The 20,071-nt window shown below is 69.6% G+C and carries 17 protein-coding genes; 15 read left to right on the top strand and 2 right to left on the bottom strand.

Annotated features, from left to right (window positions below):
- Positions 1 to 7 precede the first annotated feature (7 nt).
- The 15 genes from KVT45_RS00525 to KVT45_RS00455 all read left to right on the top strand — a co-directional run bounded on the left by KVT45_RS00525 (position 8) and on the right by KVT45_RS00455 (position 18,306).
- Positions 8 to 2,443, top strand: a complete 2,436-nt coding sequence (locus tag KVT45_RS00525; protein ID WP_217544173.1) for a caspase family protein — start codon at positions 8 to 10, stop codon at positions 2,441 to 2,443.
- Positions 2,444 to 2,616: 173 nt separating this feature from the next.
- Positions 2,617 to 3,273 carry a GntR family transcriptional regulator gene (locus tag KVT45_RS00520; protein ID WP_089100867.1) on the top strand — a complete coding sequence of 219 codons (657 nt, stop codon included), beginning with the start codon at positions 2,617 to 2,619 and terminating at the stop codon, positions 3,271 to 3,273.
- Entirely contained in the window at positions 3,270 to 4,181 is a 912-nt protein-coding gene (locus KVT45_RS00515) for a dihydrodipicolinate synthase family protein (RefSeq protein ID WP_217544171.1), read from the top strand. Before KVT45_RS00520 ends, KVT45_RS00515 begins: the two co-directional genes overlap by 4 nt.
- Entirely contained in the window at positions 4,178 to 5,923 is a 1,746-nt protein-coding gene (gene araD, locus KVT45_RS00510; protein WP_217544847.1) for an L-arabinonate dehydratase, read from the top strand. Before KVT45_RS00515 ends, araD begins: the two co-directional genes overlap by 4 nt.
- A 97-nt stretch (positions 5,924 to 6,020) precedes the next feature.
- On the top strand, positions 6,021 to 6,956 hold the full coding sequence (locus KVT45_RS00505) for a carbohydrate ABC transporter permease (RefSeq protein WP_217544169.1): 936 nt from the start codon (positions 6,021 to 6,023) through the stop codon (positions 6,954 to 6,956).
- On the top strand, positions 6,953 to 7,837 hold the full coding sequence (locus tag KVT45_RS00500) for a carbohydrate ABC transporter permease (protein ID WP_217544167.1): 885 nt from the start codon (positions 6,953 to 6,955) through the stop codon (positions 7,835 to 7,837). Before KVT45_RS00505 ends, KVT45_RS00500 begins: the two co-directional genes overlap by 4 nt.
- 70 nt (positions 7,838 to 7,907) lie before the next feature.
- Positions 7,908 to 9,047, top strand: coding sequence for a Gfo/Idh/MocA family protein (locus tag KVT45_RS00495; RefSeq protein WP_217544165.1), 1,140 nt, complete (start codon positions 7,908 to 7,910; stop codon positions 9,045 to 9,047).
- 107 nt (positions 9,048 to 9,154) lie between these two features.
- Positions 9,155 to 10,489: a sugar ABC transporter substrate-binding protein gene (locus tag KVT45_RS00490; protein WP_217544163.1), complete on the top strand. Its 1,335-nt coding sequence runs from the start codon at positions 9,155 to 9,157 to the stop codon at positions 10,487 to 10,489.
- Positions 10,490 to 10,583: 94 nt separating this feature from the next.
- Entirely contained in the window at positions 10,584 to 11,357 is a 774-nt protein-coding gene (locus KVT45_RS00485) for a rhamnogalacturonan acetylesterase (protein WP_217544161.1), read from the top strand.
- A gap of 13 nt (positions 11,358 to 11,370) precedes the next feature.
- On the top strand, positions 11,371 to 12,687 hold the full coding sequence (locus tag KVT45_RS00480; protein WP_217544159.1) for a polysaccharide lyase family 1 protein: 1,317 nt from the start codon (positions 11,371 to 11,373) through the stop codon (positions 12,685 to 12,687).
- A gap of 103 nt (positions 12,688 to 12,790) precedes the next feature.
- Positions 12,791 to 13,906, top strand: a complete 1,116-nt coding sequence (locus tag KVT45_RS00475) for a pectinesterase family protein (RefSeq protein WP_217544157.1) — start codon at positions 12,791 to 12,793, stop codon at positions 13,904 to 13,906.
- Between the two features lie 49 nt (positions 13,907 to 13,955).
- On the top strand, positions 13,956 to 14,945 hold the full coding sequence (locus tag KVT45_RS00470) for a pectinesterase family protein (RefSeq protein ID WP_217544846.1): 990 nt from the start codon (positions 13,956 to 13,958) through the stop codon (positions 14,943 to 14,945).
- Between the two features lie 22 nt (positions 14,946 to 14,967).
- The gene (locus tag KVT45_RS00465; protein WP_217544155.1) at positions 14,968 to 16,080 is read left to right on the top strand and encodes a chondroitinase-B domain-containing protein; all 1,113 of its coding nucleotides are present in this window, start codon (positions 14,968 to 14,970) and stop codon (positions 16,078 to 16,080) included.
- Positions 16,081 to 16,200: 120 nt separating this feature from the next.
- Positions 16,201 to 16,998, top strand: a complete 798-nt coding sequence (locus KVT45_RS00460) for an HAD family acid phosphatase (protein WP_217544153.1) — start codon at positions 16,201 to 16,203, stop codon at positions 16,996 to 16,998.
- Positions 16,999 to 17,151: 153 nt separating this feature from the next.
- A complete protein-coding gene (locus KVT45_RS00455) occupies positions 17,152 to 18,306 on the top strand; it encodes a right-handed parallel beta-helix repeat-containing protein (protein WP_217544151.1) in 1,155 nt (384 codons plus the stop codon).
- 84 nt (positions 18,307 to 18,390) lie between these two features.
- On the opposite strand, the gene KVT45_RS00450 is transcribed toward KVT45_RS00455, so the two are convergent.
- Together KVT45_RS00450 and KVT45_RS00445 are read right to left on the bottom strand one after the other, a co-directional pair.
- Positions 18,391 to 19,242 carry a hypothetical protein gene (locus KVT45_RS00450; RefSeq protein ID WP_217544149.1) on the bottom strand — a complete coding sequence of 284 codons (852 nt, stop codon included), beginning with the start codon at positions 19,240 to 19,242 and terminating at the stop codon, positions 18,391 to 18,393.
- Positions 19,239 to 19,811, bottom strand: a complete 573-nt coding sequence (locus KVT45_RS00445; protein ID WP_217544147.1) for a SigE family RNA polymerase sigma factor — start codon at positions 19,809 to 19,811, stop codon at positions 19,239 to 19,241. Before KVT45_RS00445 ends, KVT45_RS00450 begins: the two co-directional genes overlap by 4 nt.
- Positions 19,812 to 20,071 lie beyond the last annotated feature (260 nt).

Here is a 20,071-nt window from a genome sequence, read left to right as displayed (position 1 = left end):
CGAGGCGATGACACAAGCTGTGCGTCGGCTCTTCTACGCACTGGGCGCGGCGGACTACCACGCGGACCAGAAGCTCGCTCCGCTCATGGGCGTGGAAGAGGACCTCATCCGGATGACCGAGTTGTTCACGCGCGAGTTCGGCTACGAACCCCGCCCGCCGGAACCGTTCCTCGACAGAACCGCGGAAGAGGTGCGCACGCACCTGGTGTCCCCCGGCGACGAACCGTTCTCGGAGGCCGACACGGTCGTGGTCTACTACGCCGGTCACGGAGAGCACATGGGTGACCGCCACTACCTGATGTGTCCGGACAGCCGGCGGACGAGGCCCACCTCGACGGCTCTGCCCACCGAGGACCTGGTGCGGATCTTCACCGAGCGCAATGCGCGGCGGCTGCTGCTCATCGTCGACACCTGCTACGCGGCCCGTGGCGCGACCGATGCCATACGCGAAGTCGCCCACCAGGTCGCCCTCGACATGGGCAGGCAGAACGAGGCGTTCAACGGCAGGCTGGTCTCCTTCTCGATCATCTCCGCCGCGCGCAAATACCAGAGGGCCGCCGACTCCGCGTTCCGCACCGCACTGGAAAGCGCGATCGAGAGTGGCGAGTGCGGTGGAATACGCTCCAGGAAGCTGCTGCTGGAGACGGTCGTCGAAGTTGTCAGTGAGAAACTCAAGGAACAGGGCCACGACCAACAGGACGCCACACTCGCCACGCTGCTGACCGATCGCGACGATCCGCCGTTTCTCCCCAACCCGCGCTACGATCCGGACGCTCCGCCGGAATCCGTCAGCGTCGCGGAACTGCGGAACTGGTCCCGCGGTGTTCTGCCTCCGAACGAGAAGAAGGCAGCGGCGGCGGGCTGTTTCACCGGTCGCACCGAGGCCCTCGATCACCTCAGGACCTGGGTTTTCGACACCGAGGACACAAGTCGCCCGCTCGCGGTGACCGGAGCACCGGGAACGGGAAAGTCGGCGCTGCTGACGGAATTCCGGCGGCTGATGGAGACGGAGACCGGAGAGCCGGGCGCACCACCCCCGCTGACGGTCGCTCTCGTCGACGCACGTGACAAATCAGGGGACGACATCGTCAGAGAGATCGCCACCGCCGAGGGTGTCGCTCCTGAAACGCACTACAGCGCACTGAAAGCACTGCTGCGCGGGCGCCTTCGCCCGTTCGTTCTGCTGGTCGACGCCGTGGGCGAGACACCCGAAGCGGCGGGCTCCCCACCTCCCGGGCACATCGCCGAGCTCTTGCGGGACCTGGCCGAACTGCCCATGATGCGCGTGATCACGGCAGTGCCCACCGCACTCCTCACCGATCTGGGCCCCGGCGAGCACCTCGACCTGGACGACCCCCGGTGGAACAGCGAAGCCGACCTGCACGCCTACGCCACCCGGCTGCTGCTCCATCCGTACGGTCCCGGTGGCGAAGCGATCCGCTCCGCCGACGAGGCTTCCCGGCGGGCGAGGGCGATCGTGGCCCGCTCCCGCGGCAACCGTCTCCTGATCCGTCTGCTGGCGCAGTGGCCGGCGGCGGCGCACCAACCCTTCCCGGACCCGCTCAGCCCGGAGACCGAAGACCGCACGCCGAGCGCCGATCCGCCGCCGATCGGGCGGGTGTTCCGCGAGGCGCTGCGAGCGCGGTGCTCCGACGACCGCGAGTTCAGGACCATGGCGGCTCTTCTCAGCGGCCTGGCCTTCGCCCACGGAGCGGGACTTCCGTGGGGCGGACGGCTGTGGCCACGGGTGATGGCGAAGGTCTTCAACAACGGCGAACCGCTGCACAGCAGGGATGTCCGACGGCTGCTCGAAGTGGCCGGCCCCTTCCTGGTGGAAGCGCTCGACTCCGCCGGGCGAACCGTCTACCGGCTGTACCACGAGACATTCGCCGAGGAACTCCGCGCCACGGCACCGGCAGGCGCCCGTGAGGACATCGCCGAAGCGCTGCGGAAGGAACTCACGGAGCGGTACCTGGAGCAGCACGACCGCCCCGTCGACCGCTACCTGCGTGCCCATCTGCCGGCCCATGCCGCGGACGTCGGCGCAGTCGGGGATCTCCTCCAGGACCCCTGCTTCGTCGCCACGACCGACTCCGCCACGATCAAGCGCATGCTGGACGACGACCCGGACGCCTGGCAGGAGGCGCAGGCGGCGCTGGACTTCGTGGAGCTGCGGGAGCGCGGGCAGGACGGGATCACGGACCTGCAGCTTCTTCGGATCGTCGCGTCTGTGTGGCAGTCCCGGACCATGCTCCTGCGTCTCGTCCTGGACCACTCGCCGCCCCTCGACCGCTTCGGCACCATCATGACCATCGGGTGCACGGGGCGGGTGGCACACCAGCGCATGACCGCGGAGGACGGGCGGCACAGGATCGTCGTGGAGACCTCGTCCGACGGAGACCTCGTCGTCAACGTGCTGCGCAACGGCACAGCGGCGACGTAGGCAGCCACCCCAGGGGGCCGACCGGCCACCTTTGTCAGAAGCATTGACGAAACACAGCCGTCCTCCTACCTTCATCCGCGTCGCACTTCATACGTCATATATGAGACGCGATACGCGAGATCAGATACGTCAGATCAGGTCCCGCACCTGATACGTGACCCCGAGAGGCGCGCATGACCTCTGTGCCCATGCCGATTCCGTCCCGTACGCAGTTCGTGCTGGACGCGATCAAACACCGCATCCTGACCGGGCAGCTGACGCCGGGGCAGGCCCTGGTGGAGACCGAGCTCGCCGCACAGTTCGGGGTGTCCAAGACCCCCGTGCGGGAGGCGCTCAAGACCCTCGCCGGGACCGGGCTGGTCGTGATGAGCCAGTACAAGGGCGTCACGGTGCGCATGGTGGACGCGGACATGGCACGCGAGGTCTACGACGTACGGCTGCTCCTCGAACCCGAGGCCCTCCGGCGGGCCGTGCGGCGCGGCGCCTCCCTCGACGCCGCGCGCGACGCGCTCACCCGCGCCGACGACGCCGGCGACACCGCCGAACGCTCCCTCGCCAACCGCGACTTCCACCGCGCCCTCTACCTCCCGTGCGGCAACCCGCTCCTCGGCCGGATGCTCGACGAGGTGCGCGACCAGGCCGCCCTCGTCTCCGCCGTCGCCTGGGCCGCCTCCCCTTCCTGGGAACAGGAGGCCGGTGAGCACCGCGAGATCCTGCGGCTGGCGCTCGCGGGCGACGCCGACGGTGCCGCCCGCACCCTGCACGCCCACATCGCGTCCTTCGTCGACCGGGCGTTCCCCGGGGCGGCCGACCAGGAAGGCCAGGAATGAGCAGCGTGGCGTTCGAGACCCAACGGGCGGCCCTGGCCGACGTGGTGGCCATCCCGGTGACCCCCTTCGCCGCGGACGGCAGCGTCGACCAGGACGCCCACCGGGCCCTGCTGCGGCGGCTCCTCGACGGCGGCGTCCGCACCCTGACCCCCAACGGCAACACCGGCGAGTTCTACGCCCTCGCCCCCGAGGAGCGGCGGCTCGTCACCGAGTCGACCCTCGACGAGGCAGGGGCGCGGGCCTCGATCCTCGTCGGCGTCGGGCACGACATCCCCACCGCCGTCGCCTCGGCCCGGCACGCCCGCGACCACGGCGCACACATGGTGATGGTCCATCAGCCCGTCCACCCGTACGTCTCGCAGGCCGGCTGGGTCGACTACCACCGGGCCATCGCCGCGTCCGTCCCCGACCTCGGCGTCGTCCCGTACGTCCGCAACGCCCAGCTCCCCGGCGCCCGCCTCGCCGAACTCGCCGACGCCTGCCCCAACGTGATCGGCGTCAAGTACGCCGTCCCGGACGCCGCCAGGTTCGCCGCCTTCGCCCGTGACGCGGGGCTCGACCGCTTCGTCTGGGTCGCGGGGCTCGCCGAACCGTACGCACCCTCCTACTTCTCGGCCGGCGCCACCGGCTTCACCTCCGGCCTCGTGAACGTCTCCCCGGCCATTTCGCTGAATATGATCGAAGCGCTTCGATCGGGTGACTACCCGGCCGCCATGAAGGTCTGGGAACAGATCCGCCGCTTCGAGGAACTCCGCGCCGCGAACGGCTCCGCCGACAACGTCACCGTCGTCAAGGAGGCGCTCGCCTCCCTCGGCCTCTGCCGCCGCGACGTCCGCCCGCCCAGCAGGCGGCTGCCCGAGGAACGGCGCGCCGAGGTCGCCGCCATAGCCGCCGGGTGGTCGCTGTGAACGCCGGCGAGAACGCCCCGCGCAAGCGGCCCGAGGAGCTCAGAAGCCACCAGTGGTACGGCACCGACGGGCTCCGCTCCTTCAGTCACCGCGCCCGCACCCGCCAGCTCGGCTACCTCCCCGAGGAGCACCTCGGCAAGCCGGTCATCGCGGTCCTCAACACCTGGTCCGACATCAACCCCTGTCATGTGCACCTCCGCGACCGGGCGCAGGCGGTCAAGCGGGGCGTCTGGCAGGCGGGCGGATTCCCGCTGGAGTTCCCGGTCGCCACCCTCTCGGAGACCTTCCAGAAGCCGACCCCCATGCTCTACCGCAACCTCCTCTCCATGGAGACCGAGGAACTGCTGCGGTCGTACCCGGTCGACGGGGCCGTGCTGATGGGCGGCTGCGACAAGTCCACCCCGGCTCTCCTCATGGGCGCGGCCTCCGTCGATCTGCCCACCGTCTTCGTGCCCGCGGGGCCCATGCTCCCCGGCCACTGGCGGGGCGAGGTCCTCGGCTCCGGCACCGACATGTGGAAGTACTGGGACGACAGGCGCGCCGGTCTCATCGGCGACTGCGAGATGTCGGAGCTGGAGAGCGGGCTCGCCCGCTCGCCCGGTCACTGCATGACCATGGGGACCGCCTCCACCCTCACCGCCGCCGCCGAGGCGCTCGGCGTGACCGTCCCGGGCGCGTCCAGCATCCCGGCCGTCGACTCCGGGCACGACCGCATGGCCGCCAGGTCCGGGACGCGCATCGTCGAACTCGTCCACCGGGACCTGCGGCTCTCCCGGCTCCTCACCCCCGAGGCCTTCGAGGACGCCGTCACCACCGTCCTCGGGCTCGGCGGTTCCACCAACGCCGTCATCCACCTCATCGCCATGGCCGGACGCGCGGGGGTACGGCTCACCCTCGACGACTTCGACCGCATCGCCCGCACCGTGCCCGTCCTCGCCAACGTCCGGCCCGGCGGCCGGAGGTACCTCATGGAGGACTTCCACTTCGCGGGCGGCCTCCCCGGCTTCCTCTCCCGCATCCCCGACCTGCTCCACCTGGACCGGCCCACGGTGTCGTACGACACCTACCGCGAGCAGCTCGCCGGCGCCCGGGTGCACGACGACGACGTCATCCGGCCGCGGTCCAACCCGGTGGCCGCCGAAGGCGGAGTCGCCGTGCTGCGCGGCAACCTCTGCCCGGACGGCGCGGTCATCAAGCACATCGCCGCCGAGCCGCACCTGCTCAAGCACACCGGTCCCGCCGTCGTCTTCGACGACTACCGGACCATGCAGCGCACCATCGACGATCCGTCGCTGGGCATCACCGCCGACAGCGTGCTCGTACTGCGCAACGCCGGGCCCAAGGGCGGTCCCGGCATGCCCGAGTACGGCATGCTGCCCATCCCCGACCACCTCCTCAAGCAGGGTGTGCGGGACATGGTGCGGATCTCCGACGCCCGGATGAGCGGCACCAGTTACGGCGCCTGCGTGCTGCACATCGCGCCCGAGTCGTACATCGGCGGACCCCTCGCACTCGTCCGCACCGGGGACTCCATCACCCTCGACGTCGCGGCCCGCGCCCTCCGGCTCAACGTGGACGACGAGGAGCTGGCGCGGCGCCGGGCCGAGTGGACGCCGCCGCCCGCGCGGTACGAGCGCGGATACGGCGCGCTCTACGACCGGCAGATCACCCAGGCCGACACCGGCTGCGACTTCGAGTTCCTGGCCCGGCCGGGAGAAGTGCCCGACCCGTACGCGGGCTGACTCTCTTCGACGATCGTCGAAGCGCTTCAACCATGTGCATCTAGCAAGCGCTTCCTGCACTCACTGTAAGTGCCCCACTGCGAACGGAGAACAGGTCATGGCCCAAGCCGCAGCCGTGGCGACACCGCCCGCGCCACCCCGGCGGCGCCGTGCCTCCGCGACGCCGCGCAGGCTGCCGTACCTGCTGATCGCCCCGGCGGCCCTGCTGATGCTGGGCTTCATCGCCTACCCGGTGCTCAGCGTCTTCTACTACAGCCTGCAGAACTACAACCCCACCAAGCCCTGGCGGAACGGCTTCGCGGGCTTCGGCAACTTCACACAGGCCTTCGCGCACGACCCGCAGTTCTGGGACACACTGACCTTCAGCGCCAAGTGGGTCGTGGCGGAGGTCGGGCTGCAGCTGCTGTTCGGGCTCGCGCTCGCGCTGATCGTCAACCAGTCGTTCGCGGGGCGGGCGCTGGGGCGGGCGCTGGTCTTCTCGCCCTGGGCCGTCTCCGGTGTGCTGACCTCCGCGATCTGGGTGCTGCTCTACAACTCCCAGACGGGCCTAACGCGTTACCTCGCCGACGCGGGCATCGGGTCCTACGGCACCAGTTGGCTCTCCGACACGTCGACGGTCTTCCCGGCGGCCGTCGTCGCCGACCTGTGGCGGGGCGTCCCCTTCTTCGCGATCCTCATCCTCGCCGACCTCCAGTCCGTGTCCAAGGACCTGTACGAGGCCGCCGAGGTCGACGGAGCCGGCCGGCTCAAGCAGTTCTGGCACATCACCCTGCCGCACCTCAAGGACGCCATCGTCCTCGCCACGCTGCTGCGCGCGGTGTGGGAGTTCAACAACGTCGACCTGCTCTACACCCTGACCGGAGGCGGCCCGGCGGGGGAGACGACGACCCTTCCCCTCTACATCGCCAACACCAGCGTCGACGCCCACAACTTCGGCTACGCGTCCGCGCTGACCACGGTGGCCTTCGTGATCCTGCTCTTCTGCTCGATCGTCTACCTGCGGCTGAGCAAGTTCGGGGGCGGGGCCAAGTGATCACCGAGATCGCCCCCGCGGCCGAGCCCGTCGTGTCCGAGCCCGCCCGGCCGGGGAAGAAGCGCCGCGCCTGGGACGAGGCCCCCCGCTGGCAGATCTACCTCCCCCTCGGGATCTACCTCCTCTTCACCCTGATCCCCTTCTACTGGATCCTGCTCTTCGCCCTCCGCCCGGCCGGCTCCACCTCCCTCGTCCCCTGGCCGGTCACCTTCGACCACTTCCGGAAGGTGTGGACCGAGCGCAGCTTCGGCACCTACTTCACCAACAGCGTCTACGTCGGAGTCTCGACCCTGGTGCTGACCACCGTCGTCGCGCTGGCCGGCGGCTACGCCCTGGCCCGCTTCGACTTCAGGCTCAAGCGCGGCTTCATGCTCGCCCTGCTCTGCTCCCAGTTCGTGCCGGGCGCGCTGCTCCTCGTCCCGCTCTTCCAGATCTTCGCCAGGCTCCAGATGATCAACTCCCTCGGCAGTGTGATCATCGCCGAGACCGTCTTCCAGCTCCCGCTGTCGATGATCCTGATCAGCGGCTTCATCCGGAACGTGCCGTACTCCCTGGAAGAGGCCGCCTGGGTCGACGGCTGCAACCGGCTCACCGCCTTCCGGATCGTCGTCCTGCCGCTGCTGCGGCCCGGGCTGATCGCGGTCGGCTCCTTCGCCTTCGTACACGCCTGGAACCACTTCCTGTTCGCCCTGATGTTCCTGTCGGACCAGAGCAAGCAGACCATCCCCGTCGGCCTCAACACCCTGATGAGCTCCGACAGCGTGGACCTGGGCGCGCTGGCCGCGGGCGGGATCATCGCCGCCGTACCCGTCGTGATCGTCTTCGCCTTCATCCAGAAGTGGCTGATCACCGGCTTCAGCGCGGGGGCGGTGAAGGGATGAGACACCTCACGGGCGGCCCGGGGCAAACGCTTACCCTGCACGCAAAGATCGACGACGCAGGGAGGACCCCATGACCATCGACCTCGTCCTGGCGGGCGCGCGCGGCCACGGCCGCTGGCACCTGGAGAACATCCGCCGGCTCCAGGAGAAGGGCGTCGTACGGCTCGCCGGGGTCTGCGAGCTGACCCCGCTGGGCGCGGACGAACTCCCGGACGGGCTCGGACAGCCCGCCCAGTCCGCCGACTTCGGCACCCTGCTCGACGCGACCGGCGCCCGGATCGCCGTGATCTGCACCCCGATCCCCACCCACACGGACCTGGCTCTGACGGCCGCCGAGCGGGGCGTGCACGTGCTCCTGGAGAAGCCGCCGGCGCCCTCGTACGCCGAGTTCCGGCGGATGGCCGACGGGGTCGCCAAGGCCGGCGTGGCCTGCCAGATCGGCTTCCAGTCGCTGGGCTCGCACGCCGTGCCCGCGATCCGGCGGCTGATCGCGGAGGGCGCCATCGGTGACGTGGTGGGCGTGGGCGGCGCGGGTGCCTGGGCCCGCCCGGAGTCCTACTACCGGCGGGCGCCCTGGGCCGGCAAGCGGCGGCTGAACGGCGTCGACGTCGTCGACGGGGTCCTCACCAACCCCCTCGCACACGCCGTCGCCACCGGCCTCGCCCTGCTCGGCACCGACCGCGCCGAGGACGTCACCGGCATCGAGACCGAGCTGCTGCGCGCCAACGACATCGAGTCCGACGACACCTCCTGCGTCCGCGTCACCACCCCGCGCGGCCCGGTCACGGTCGCCGCCACGCTCTGCGCCGAGGAGCCGGGGGACCCGTACGTCCTGGTGCACGGCACCGGCGGCCGGATCACCCACTGGTACAAGCAGGACCGGGTGCTGGTGCAGCGGGCGGGCCACGGCCCGGAGGAGATCGAGTACGCCAGCACGGACCTGCTGGAGAACCTCGCCGACCATCTCACCACCGGCGCCGCCCTGCTGGTGGAGCCGGACGCGACCGGTGCCTTCATGAAGGTCGTCGAAGCGATTCGCCTGGCCGGCGACCCGGCCGCGCTGCCCGCCGATGCCTGGCGCTACCTGCCCGAGGCGGAGCGCCGGGTCGTGACCGGCATCGACGCACTGGTCGCGGCCTGCGCCGACACCCTCTCCCTCTACTCCGAACTGGACGCCCCCTGGGCTCCGCCGAACGAGGTGCGTATCTGACGGACGGCCTGCTGCCGCGGACGCCGTCTCCTCACAACTCCACAGCTCCCTTTCTCCGTTGGATCCCGACGAAGCGACCCGTAGAAGAGACAGAAGAGAGCCGATCAATGAAGAGCAGCATCCGCAGAAGCAGGCGCGCGGCCGTCGCCGTCGCCCTGGGTTCCGTCCTCGCGCTGACCGCCACCGCCTGCGGTGACGACGGCAGCGGCAGCGCGGGGGACAAGGGCAGCGAGGGCTCCGGGAAAGGCACGATCACCTTCTGGGACAACAACGGCGGTGTCCGCACCGACGTCTGGAAGGAGATCATCTCCGGCTTCGAGAAGCAGAACCCCGACATCAAGGTCAAGTACGTCGGGGTGCCCGCGGCCAGTGTCCAGTCCAAGTACGACACCGCCATCCAGGGCGGCGGGCTGCCCGACGTCGGCGGGGTCGGCACCGCGATGCTCGCGGAGATCGCCGCGCAGGGTGCGCTGGAGCCGTTGGACAGCCGGCTCGGGAAGAGCTCGCTGAACGGCAGGCTCAACGAGAAGTTCCTGGACAGCGTGAAGTCCGCGGGCGGTGACGGAAAGACGTACTCCGTGCCGACCTCCGCGAACAACGGCACGCTCTGGTACCGGACCGATCTGTTCAGTGCCGCCAAGCTGGACCCGCCGACCACCTGGACGAAGTTCTACGCGGCCGCCGGCGAACTCACCGACCAGGCGAAGAACAGGTTCGGGTACACCATCCGGGGCGGCGAGGGATCCATCGCCCAGGCGCTGGACGCCATGTACGGGCAGAGCGGGATCACCTCCTTCTGGAACGGTGACAAGACCACCGTCAACGATCCCAAGAACGTCGCCGCCCTTGAGAAGTACGTCGGGCTGTACAAGAAGGACACCCCGTCCGCCGACGTCAACAACGACTTCACCAAGATGGTCGCGCAGTGGGATTCCGGCACGATCGGGATGCTGAGCCACAACCTCGGTTCCTATGCCGACCACGAGAAGGCGCTGAGCGGGAAGTTCAAGGGGATTCCGAATCCGACGCTGGACGACGGCACCCGGGTGCAGGTCTCCAACCCCGTGGACGGTCTCGGCCTTTTCAAGTCCAGTAAGAACAAGGCCGCCGCCTGGAAGTTCATCGAGTTCGCCGCCTCGCACGAGGCCAACAGCAAGTGGAACGAGTCGGCGGGGCAGGTGCCGGCGAACAACGAGGCCGCGCAGGATGCGTGGGTCCAGGCGTCGGAGCCGACGAAGCTGGCCGCGGAGGCGTTGAACGGGGCGTCGACCAAGATCGTGCAGCTTCCTTACTATCTGCCGGACTGGAACACCATTTCCAAGGCGGACAACGAGCCGAACTTCCAGAAGGTGCTGCTCGGGAAGATGACGGCGAAGGAGTTCCTGGACACGCTGGCCGACCAGCTCGACAAGGCGCAGGCCGACTGGAAACAGCACCACTGAGATCGGGTGGTTGCGGTGGTGGGGGGGCTGTGGGCCCGTTGTGGCTGGTCGCGCAGTTCCCCGCGCCCCTAAAAGACCTGAAAGGCAGCCTCTTGTGTCACTTACCCGCAGACAGGTAACCACGGCCGCCCTCGCCGCCGTTCCTCTCGTCGGCCGTTCTCCCGGCGGGAAGCGAACGCTCTACATCGCCGGAGACTCCACCGCCGCCCAGAAATACGCCGATGCGGCTCCGGAAACCGGGTGGGGAATGGCGCTTCCCTTCTTTCTCCGGAAGGAAATCGCCGTCTCCAACCAAGCCGTGAACGGGCGGAGTTCCAAGAGCTTCGTCGACGAAGGACGGCTTGACGCCATTCTCGCGACCCTTCGGCCGCACGACCTGTTGGTCATTCAGTTCGCGCACAACGACGAGAAGAGTGACGACCCCACCCGGTACACCGAGCCCTGGACCACCTACCAGGACTGTCTGCGGCTCTACATCGAAGGCGCCCGGGCGCGCGGCGCCCGGCCGGTTCTCGCCACGCCCGTCGAGCGCCGGCGGTTCGACGCCGACGGAAACGCCGTGCCGACCCACGGCGACTACCCGGCGGCGATGCGCGCGCTCGCCGCGCGGGAACGCGTCGCGCTGCTCGACATCGAGGCGCTGTCGCTGGCGTTGTGGCAGTCGCTCGGGGTCGAGGCGACCAAGACGTACTTCAACTGGACGGACACCGAGCAGGACAACACGCACTTCAACCCGCCGGGGGCCATCGCCGTGGCCCGGCTCGTGGCGCAGGAGCTGCTGCGCACCCGGGTGCTGGCCCGGCACGACGTCATCCGGCTGCACAAGGACATCCCCACGTCCTGGATCACCTGGCCACCCGCAAGCTGAGGAGACCCGCACAGTGCGTACACAGATATGTCATGGACGCGTCATTGCGGCGCTCGTGGGCTGCACGGCTCTCGTGCTGGCCGCGACCGGAACCGCCCAGGCCGCCGGACCCCACCGGGCCGCGCCGGACCGGCAGGTGCTGGCCGCGAACGACGGCTGGGGCGCGGCCACCACCGGGACCACCGGCGGGTCCGACGCCGACGCCGCGCACGTCTACACCGTCACCACCTGGGACGAGTTCAAGGCCGCCCTGGCGGACGGCGGCAGCGCGCCGAAGATCATCAGGGTCGAGGGGACGATCGACGCGGACGGACCGAGCTGTGACTCGTTCGCCGTGCCCGGCTACGACTTCGACGCCTACCTCGCCAAGTACTCACCCGAGGCCTGGGGGCACTCCACCAACCTCGACAACGAGCCCGACGACAGTCCGGAGGGGCTGCGCCGCGCCTCGCAGGCCGACCAGGACGCCTATATCAAGGCGTACGTCCCGGCCAACACCACCATCGTCGGCATCGGCAAGGACGCCGGTTTCAAGGGCGCCAGTCTGCAGATCAAGGCCGTCGACAATGTCATCGTCCGCAACCTGGGCTTCGAGAGCCCCCTCGACTGCTTCCCGCAGTGGGACCCGACCGACACCGCCGACGGCAACTGGAACTCCGAGTACGACAGCGCGGTCATCTACGGGTCCACACACGTGTGGATGGACCACAACACGTTCACCGACGGTGACCACCCGGACAGCACACTGCCGTACTACTTCGGGCGGATCTACGAACAGCACGACGGCGAGCTGGACATCGTCAAGGGCGCCGACTACGTCACGGCCTCCTGGAACGTCTTCGCGGATCACGACAAGACGATCCTCATCGGCAACAGCGACAGCGCGTCCACCGCGGCCGTCGACCGGGGGCACCTCAAGGTCACCTTCCACCACAACCTGTTCAGCAACCTGGTGGAGCGGGCGCCCCGGGTGCGGTTCGGGCAGGTCGACTCCTACAACAACCACTTCGTCGCCGAGGACGGCTACGGCTACAGCTACGGCATCGGCATCGAGTCCCAGCTCGTCGCGGAGCACAACGCGTTCACCCTGCCCGACACCGTCAAGGCCGGCTCGATCCTGAAGAAGTGGAACGAGTCGACGCTCACCGCCGACGACAACTACGTCAACGGTGAGCCGACGGACCTGATCGCCGTCCACAACGCGCAGATCCCGGCGGAGACCCTCACGGCGGGCTCGACCTGGACCCCGACCCTGCGGACGAAGGTCGATCCGGCGCCGGCCGTGCCGCGCATCGTCGACTGCGGCGCGGGCGCCGGTCAGCTGCGCTGACGCGCGTTCGTCGCGGCCGGGGCGCTCAGCGGAGTCCGCCCCGGCCCCCACCCCCCACGGCAAGGAGTACCGCCACCCCTCTCCCTCTTCAAGGAGCACCCGCATGTCCTCGCCCCACCTTCCCCTGTCCAGACGGGGTTTCCTGCTCGCGGGCGCCGGGGCGGGCGCCGCGCTCGCACTGGCCGCCCGCCCCGCGCACGCCACCGCCCGCCCCTTCGGGCGGTACGGCTCCCCGGAGCGCCGCCGCACCCCGCAGACCCTGTACGTCGACCCGCACGGCCGCGGCGACTTCACCACCGTCCAGGCCGCCGTGACCGCCGCCACCGGCAGCGGCCGGACGCTGGTCCTCGCCCCGGGCGTCTACCGGGAGACGGTCGCCGTCGACACCACCCGCACCGAGGCCACCTGGATCGGCGCCACCGAGAACCCGCGGGATGTCGTCATCGTCCACGACAACGCGGCCGGCACCCCCAAGCCCGGCGGCGGGACGTACGGCACCACCGGCTCCGCCACCACCACCGTGCAGGCCGACGGCTTCACCGCCCGCTGGATCACCTTCGCCAACGACTGGCTGCGCGCCGACCACCCCGACATCAGCGGCACCCAGGCCGTCGCCCTCAAGGTGCAGGGCGACCGCAGCGCCTTCCACCACTGCCGGTTCCTCGGCCACCAGGACACCCTGTACGCCGACTCGACGGCCCTGGGAGTCTTCGCCCGGCAGTACTTCGCGCACTGCTACGCCGAGGGCGACGTCGACTTCGTCTTCGGGCGGGCCACGGCGGTGTACGAGGGGTGCCACTTCCGCACCCTGGACCGGACCGACCTGGCGGCCTCCCCCTACGGGTTCGTGCTCGCTCCGTCGACGGCGAACGCCAACCCGTACGGCTACCTGGTCAGCCGGAGCCGTATCAGCGGCGAAGCCCCGCCCGCCGCCTACAAGCTGGGCCGCCCCTGGGTGCCCAGCTCCGACACCACGGCCCGCCCCTCGCTCGTCGTCCGCGACTCCTGGCTCGGCCCGGGCATCGACGCCGTCGCCCCCTACACCAACATGTCGGACGCCTTCCCCTGGCAGAGCCAGCGCTTCGCCGAGTACCGCAACTCCGGGCCCGGTGCGGCGATCACCGTCCCCGGGAACCGGCCCCAGCTCACCGCCGAACAGGCCGGGTCCGCGACCCGGGAGGCCTATCTCGGCGACTGGACCCCGTGGAAGGAGTGCTGACGTGCCGACCCGACGCGCACTCCTCGCCGCCGGAGCGGCCGCGCTGGCCATGGGATCGGCCACGGCCTTCACCCGCGACCGCCGCACCCTGCACGTCCGGCCCGGTGACTCCGTCCAGGCGGCCGTGGACGCGGTGCCCGGCCCGGGCTGGACGATCGTCGTGCACCCGGGGACGTACCGCGAGGTCGTCAACGTGCCCGCCGACAGCGAGGAGTTGACACTGCGGGGCGCGAGTCGCGATCCCCGGGCCGCGGTCATCGTCTACGACAACGCCAACGGAACGCAGCGACCGGACGGTTCGGGGACCTACGGCACGGCCGGCTCGGCCACCTTCACCTCGGCCGCCGCCGGGCTCCGGATGTGCGACCTCACCCTCGCCAACGACTGGCTGCGCGCCGACCACCCGGACATCACCGGCACCCAGGCCGTCGCCGCCTGCCTGACCGGGGACCGCACCCACGTCGAGAACGTACGGCTCCTCGCCCACCAGGACACCCTGTTCGCCGACACCACCGAACTCGGCTCCTTCGACCGGCAGTTCTTCGACCGCTGCTACATCGAGGGCGATGTCGACTTCGTCTTCGGGCGGGCCACCGCGGTGTACGCGCACTGCCACTTCCGCACCCTGCAACGGGACGTGACCTTCACCCCCAAGGGCATGGTGTTCGCCCCCTCGACCGCCCGTGCCAACCCGCACGGGTTCCTCGCCGTCCGCTGCCGGTTCACCTCCGGCGCGGAGGACGGGGCGTACAAACTGGCGCGGCCCTGGGTGCCGACGTACGAGACCACCGCCTGGCCCTCGCTGGTCGTGCGGGACAGTCTCATCGGCCCCGGGATCGACCCCGTCGCGCCCTACACGAACATGCGGGACGCCTACCCCTGGCAGTCCATGCGGTTCCGCGAGTACCGCAACTCAGGGCCGGGCGCGGTGATCACCGTCCCCGGGAACCGGCCCCAGCTCACCGGCGCCGAGGCCGCGTCGCACACCCCCGCGACCTATCTCGGCGACTGGAAGCCCCAGCAGATCCGTTCCTTCTGATCGACGAAAGGACCCGCACGTCATGCGTCGAATCAGCACCTTCACCGCGCTCGCCGTGACCACGGCATCGCTCGGACTCGCCGTCATCGCCACCCCGGCGCACGCGGCCACCGTCGTGGTCAGCAACTCCACCGACCTGACCAACGCCATCAAGAACGCCACCGCCGGCACGGTCATCCAGGTCCGCGGCGGCACCTACTACCCGACGGCCACCCTCCAGTCCACGGCCAACGGCACCTCCTCGGCGCCGATCACGCTCACCGCGTACGGCTCGGAGACGGTCAAGATCGACGGCTCCTCGCTGCCCTCCGGCTCCTGGATCTTCAAACTGACCGCGGACTACTGGAACGTCTCGAACATCACCTTCCAGAACTCCCCGGACAGCGCGGTGGTCTGCCAGTCCTGCACCGGCACCAACTGGAACAACGTCAAGACCATCAACGGCGGCGACTCCGGCTTCACGCTCACCGGGGACGGGACGGTCGACAACACCGTCAAGAACCTCGACAGTTACGGCAACTACGACGCCGCCACGCACGGTCAGAACGCGGACGGCGTCGCCGTCAAGTTCGGCTCCGGCACCGGCAACCTCGTCACCGGAGCCCGTCTGTACAACAACTCGGACGACGGGATCGACCTCTGGTCCTTCTCCTCGCCGGTCACCATCGAGCACACCTGGTCCTTCGGCAACGGCGTCAACCGCTGGGGCGACTCCGCCTTCGAGGGCAACGGCAACGGCTACAAGCTGGGCGGCAACGGCGTCACCGTCGCGCACGTCGTCAACAACTCGGCCGCCTGGGGCAACTCGGGCAACGGGTTCACCGAGAACTCCAACACCGGCGCGATCGTCATCAACCGCACCACCGCCTACGCCAACGGCGGCTGGGGCTACTACTTCGCCACCAGCGCGGCCCGGCTCGGCAAGAACCTCGCGGTGAGCAACGGCAGCGGGCTGGTGAGCAAGGGCTCCTCGGTGGTGTCCGCCGGCAACAACTGGGACAGCGGCATCAGCACCCCCGCCTTCAAGTCGACGGACGCGACCACCACCTACAACGCCCGCCAGTCGGACGGCTCCTTGCCGGCGACCACCTTCCTGACGACGGGGAGCACGACCATCGGGGCCACCATGAACTGAACAGGAGGCAAACGGAAGGACTTCCTCCAGGGCGCTTGACCCGTTTTTTGCCCGCCGATGAGATATCGATCAGGCAACGGGTCTCGCGCCCACCCGGATGACGCGCGTAGAACTCCTGTCATGCATAAGTCACTTCGTCTCGCGGCGATCGCCGCCGTCTGTGCGGTCGCCGGCGGTGCCCTCTACGGCGCCGGTGCCGCCACGGCCGGCCAGTCGACCGCGAACTCCACCCACGAGCCGTACAACATCGGGCTCCTGGTGAAGGACATCGACACCTACTACGGCACCGCCGCCGACGCCAACGGCGTCTACCAGGCCTCGCCGACCAGCCCCTACGCCAAGGACCTGGCGCGCATCGACGCGGACGCCAAGCGCTACATCGACCGGGCCGCGCGCAAGGCGCACCGCCACGGCGAGAAGCCCGCGGTCGTCTTCGACATCGACGACACGCTGCTGCTCAGCCTCGACTACGAGAAGCGCTACAACTACACGTACAACTCGACCACGTGGGCCGACTACGTCAACAAGGCCGACCGGCCGGGCGTGTTCGGCAGCGCCGAGCTCGTCCGGTACGCGCAGAGCGAAGGCGTCGAGGTCTTCTACAACTCCGGGCTCAGCGAGGCGCAGCGCAGCGCCGCCGTCGAGAACCTGAAGAAGATCGGCGCCGACGTCAACCTCGACGCCGCCCACATGTTCCTCAAGGACAAGGCCAACCCGCCGTCCTACCTGAGCTCCTGCGCCACGCCGGGCACCTGGAACTGCACGACCGTGCAGTACAAGTCCGGCACGCGCCAGCACATCGAGAAGGACCTCGGGTACGACATCGTCGCCAACTTCGGCGACCAGTACTCGGACCTGGACGGCGGCTACGCGAACCGCACGTACAAGCTGCCGAACCCGACGTACTTCGTGTCCTGACGCCGGCGGAAAATCCTGTCCGTCCGTGGCAACCCTTTCCGGCCACGGCGGCGACTGGGAGACAGAAACGGGCCGGGGCGGCCCCTCCGGCCCGTTTCGCTCCCTCGTCGAACACGTCCAGCACGTCAAGGACGTCAAGGAAAGGAACGGCCAGTGCGCTTCAGCACCGGACGCCACCGCAGGACGCGAACCCTCTCGATCGCCGCGGCGGTGGCCGTCGCCGCGGGGGCGGGAGGCGTCTACCTCGGCCTGTCGAACGGCGGTGCCCAGGCCGCCACCAGCACGGTCACCGTCTCCACCACCGCACAGCTGGAGTCGGCCGTCGCGGGCGCCGTCGCCGGTACCGTCATCGAGGTGCGCGCGGGCACCTACTACCCGACCGCCACCCTGAAGTCGACGGTCAGCGGCACCGCTTCGAACCGCGTCACGCTCAAGGCCTACAGCGGCGAGAAGGTCAGGATCGACGGCTCCAAGCTGCCCGCCGGCCAGTGGCTCACCGGGATCTACGGCAGCTACTGGACCGTCCAGGACCTCACCTTCCAGAACTCCCCGGCCCAGGGCTTCGTCGTCACCTCGTCCACGGGCGGGATCTTCAAGAACCTCGTCACCGCGAACAACGGCGACTCCGGGTTCACGCTGCGCGGCGACAACACCGTGAACAACCTCGTCCAGAACCTGGACAGCTACGGCAACTACGACAAGGCCGGGCACGGGCAGAACGCCGACGGCATCGCCATCAAGTTCGGCTCGGGCACCGGCAACAAGGTGACCGGCGCCCGTCTGTACAACAACTCGGACGACGGGTTGGACCTGTGGCAGTTCTCGTCCCCCGTCAGGATCGAGCACAGCTGGGCCTTCGGCAACGGCAAGAACCGGTGGAACGACTCCGCGTTCGAGGGCAACGGCAACGGGTTCAAGCTGGGCGGCGGGGGCGTCGCCGTCGCGCACGTCGTCAGTGACAACGCGGCCTGGGACAACACGCTGAACGGGTTCACCGAGAACTCCAACACCGGGGCGATCGTCCTGAACCGCAACACGGCCTACGCGAACGCCCAGGCCGGGTTCTTCTTCGAGACCGGCAAGGCCCGGCTGGCGCGGAACCTCGCGGTGAGCGACGGGGGTGGGGCGGACAAGCTGGGGTCCAGGGCGGTGTCCGCCGCGAACAGCTGGGACGGCGGGGTGAGCGCGCCGGCGTTCAAGTCGACGGACGCGACGTCCGCGTATGCGGCGAGGCCGACGAGTGGGGCGTTGCCGGTGACGGTGTTTCTGACGACCGGGTCGACGACGATCGGATCCACCATGGACTGACGGTGCGTTGCGGACTGCGCGGCCCGTTGTGGCTGGTCGCGCAGTTCCCCGCGCCCCTAAAGGGCGCGGAGAGGTGCTGCCTTCCTATGAGTCGCCGTCGGCTGTCGTGTGTGTCGCGAAGTCGCCCGTCACTGCGTACTGCTTGCCCGCCGCGGTGCCGGTGATCGTGTAGGTGTCGTTCTTTGCGTCGCGGCCGCCCTGCTTGTGGTTGTACTGGCCCGCGAACACCCACTCGCCGACCGCGACCTTGCTGCCGGGCTTGAGCGTCCACGTGTAGACCAGGAAGCCGTCCTGCTCGGCCACCGTCTGCGTGAAGTCGGTCTCCGGCAGCGAGCGCCACGCTCCGGCGTCGGACACCCCGCCTGTCTGGGCCACTTTCAGCTGGACGGTGAGTGCCGTCAGCTGTCCGGAGGTCTTCAGGGTCACGTTGGACTGCGCCCAGAAGTCGTTGCTGTGCGGGTCCACGGAGCCGTCCGACCAGAGCGGGCCGTCCTCATCGCCCTTCGCGACGGGTGCCACGGGGGTGGCGGAGGCCTTCGGGGTCGACGAGGGCGTCGGACTCGCCTTCGGGGAGGAGTTCTTCGAGGGCACGCCGGAAGCCGGCGGGGCGGCCGTGCGGGACGGCGGGCGGCTGGTCGCGTCCGGGGACGCCGAGGGCGTCGGCGACACGGCGACCGTCTTCTCGGTGGGCGGGTCCTTCACGGCCGAGGCGACCGCGTAGCCGCCGACCCCGAGGACCGCGGCGACCGCGGCCGTGGCGCTGACCACCCGGACCCAGCCGAACACGGGCGGAAGGGTGGCGCGATGGTTCGGGCGGCCCTGCGCGGCCATGCCCCGCTCGACCCGGGCCAGGATCCGGGCGCGGTCGGGTTCGTGCGCCTCGGCCGCCTCGTGCAGCCGGGCGCGCAGCTCGTCGTGCACGTCCTGCTGCCTCATCGGTTCCTTCCTCCGGTCTCACCGGTCCGCGGCACCATCGCCGCGTGCACCCTCTGCGGAACACCCTGCGAGTCGCCGAGCAGCCGCTGCAGCTCCGCCATGCCCTTCGACGTCTGGCTCTTAACCGTACCCACCGAGATCCCCAGGGCGAGCGCGGTGTCCTTCTCCGACAGGTCGAACGCGTGCCGGAGCACCACACACGCCCGCTTGCGGAACGGCAGCCGGCGCAACGCCCCCTGTACGTCGACCACGCCGGCGACGTCCGGGTTCTCGGCGGTCTCCTCGCGGTGCGACCAGAACAGCGCGATACGGCGCCGCTCGCGCACGGCACTGCGGATGCGGGTGCGGGCCAGGTTGGCGACGACACCCCGGGCGTAGGCGACCGGGTGGTCGGCGGCCCGGACCCGGTCCCAGCGGTGCCACAGCGCCAGCAGGGCGTCGGCGGCCAGATCGTCGGCGGCGTCCGCCTCACCGGTCAGCAGATGGGCGAGACGAGAGAGTTCGCCGTAGTGGCGTTCGAAGAAGGCGTGGAACTCCGCGGAGGCGGCGTCGTCGACGACTGAGCCCACGGGTGACCTCTTCTGTCAGGGATTCTGTGTCATGTAGATGACATGCGATGACATGCGAATGTCCGGAGGAACGTTCCGGCGAGGTTCGGAGCGTAGCAGTGATCATTTCGTGTGCATCGTACGGGGGTTCGATGTATCTGGTGCGAGGGGCCGGACGCGGTGTGGTCCACCGAACCACACCGAGGGCGATTCCGTAACACGGGGAAAACCTGAAACAGGTTCAGCGCGGGAACAATCCAGCCAGCATCCGCACACGCACG

The organism is Streptomyces sp. GbtcB6, assembly GCF_019091475.1.
GTDB classification, from domain to species: Bacteria; Actinomycetota; Actinomycetes; order Streptomycetales; family Streptomycetaceae; genus Streptomyces; species Streptomyces hyaluromycini.
The sequence above is the reverse complement of the archived record's forward strand: the minus strand, read 5'-3'. Positions and strand labels throughout refer to the sequence as shown.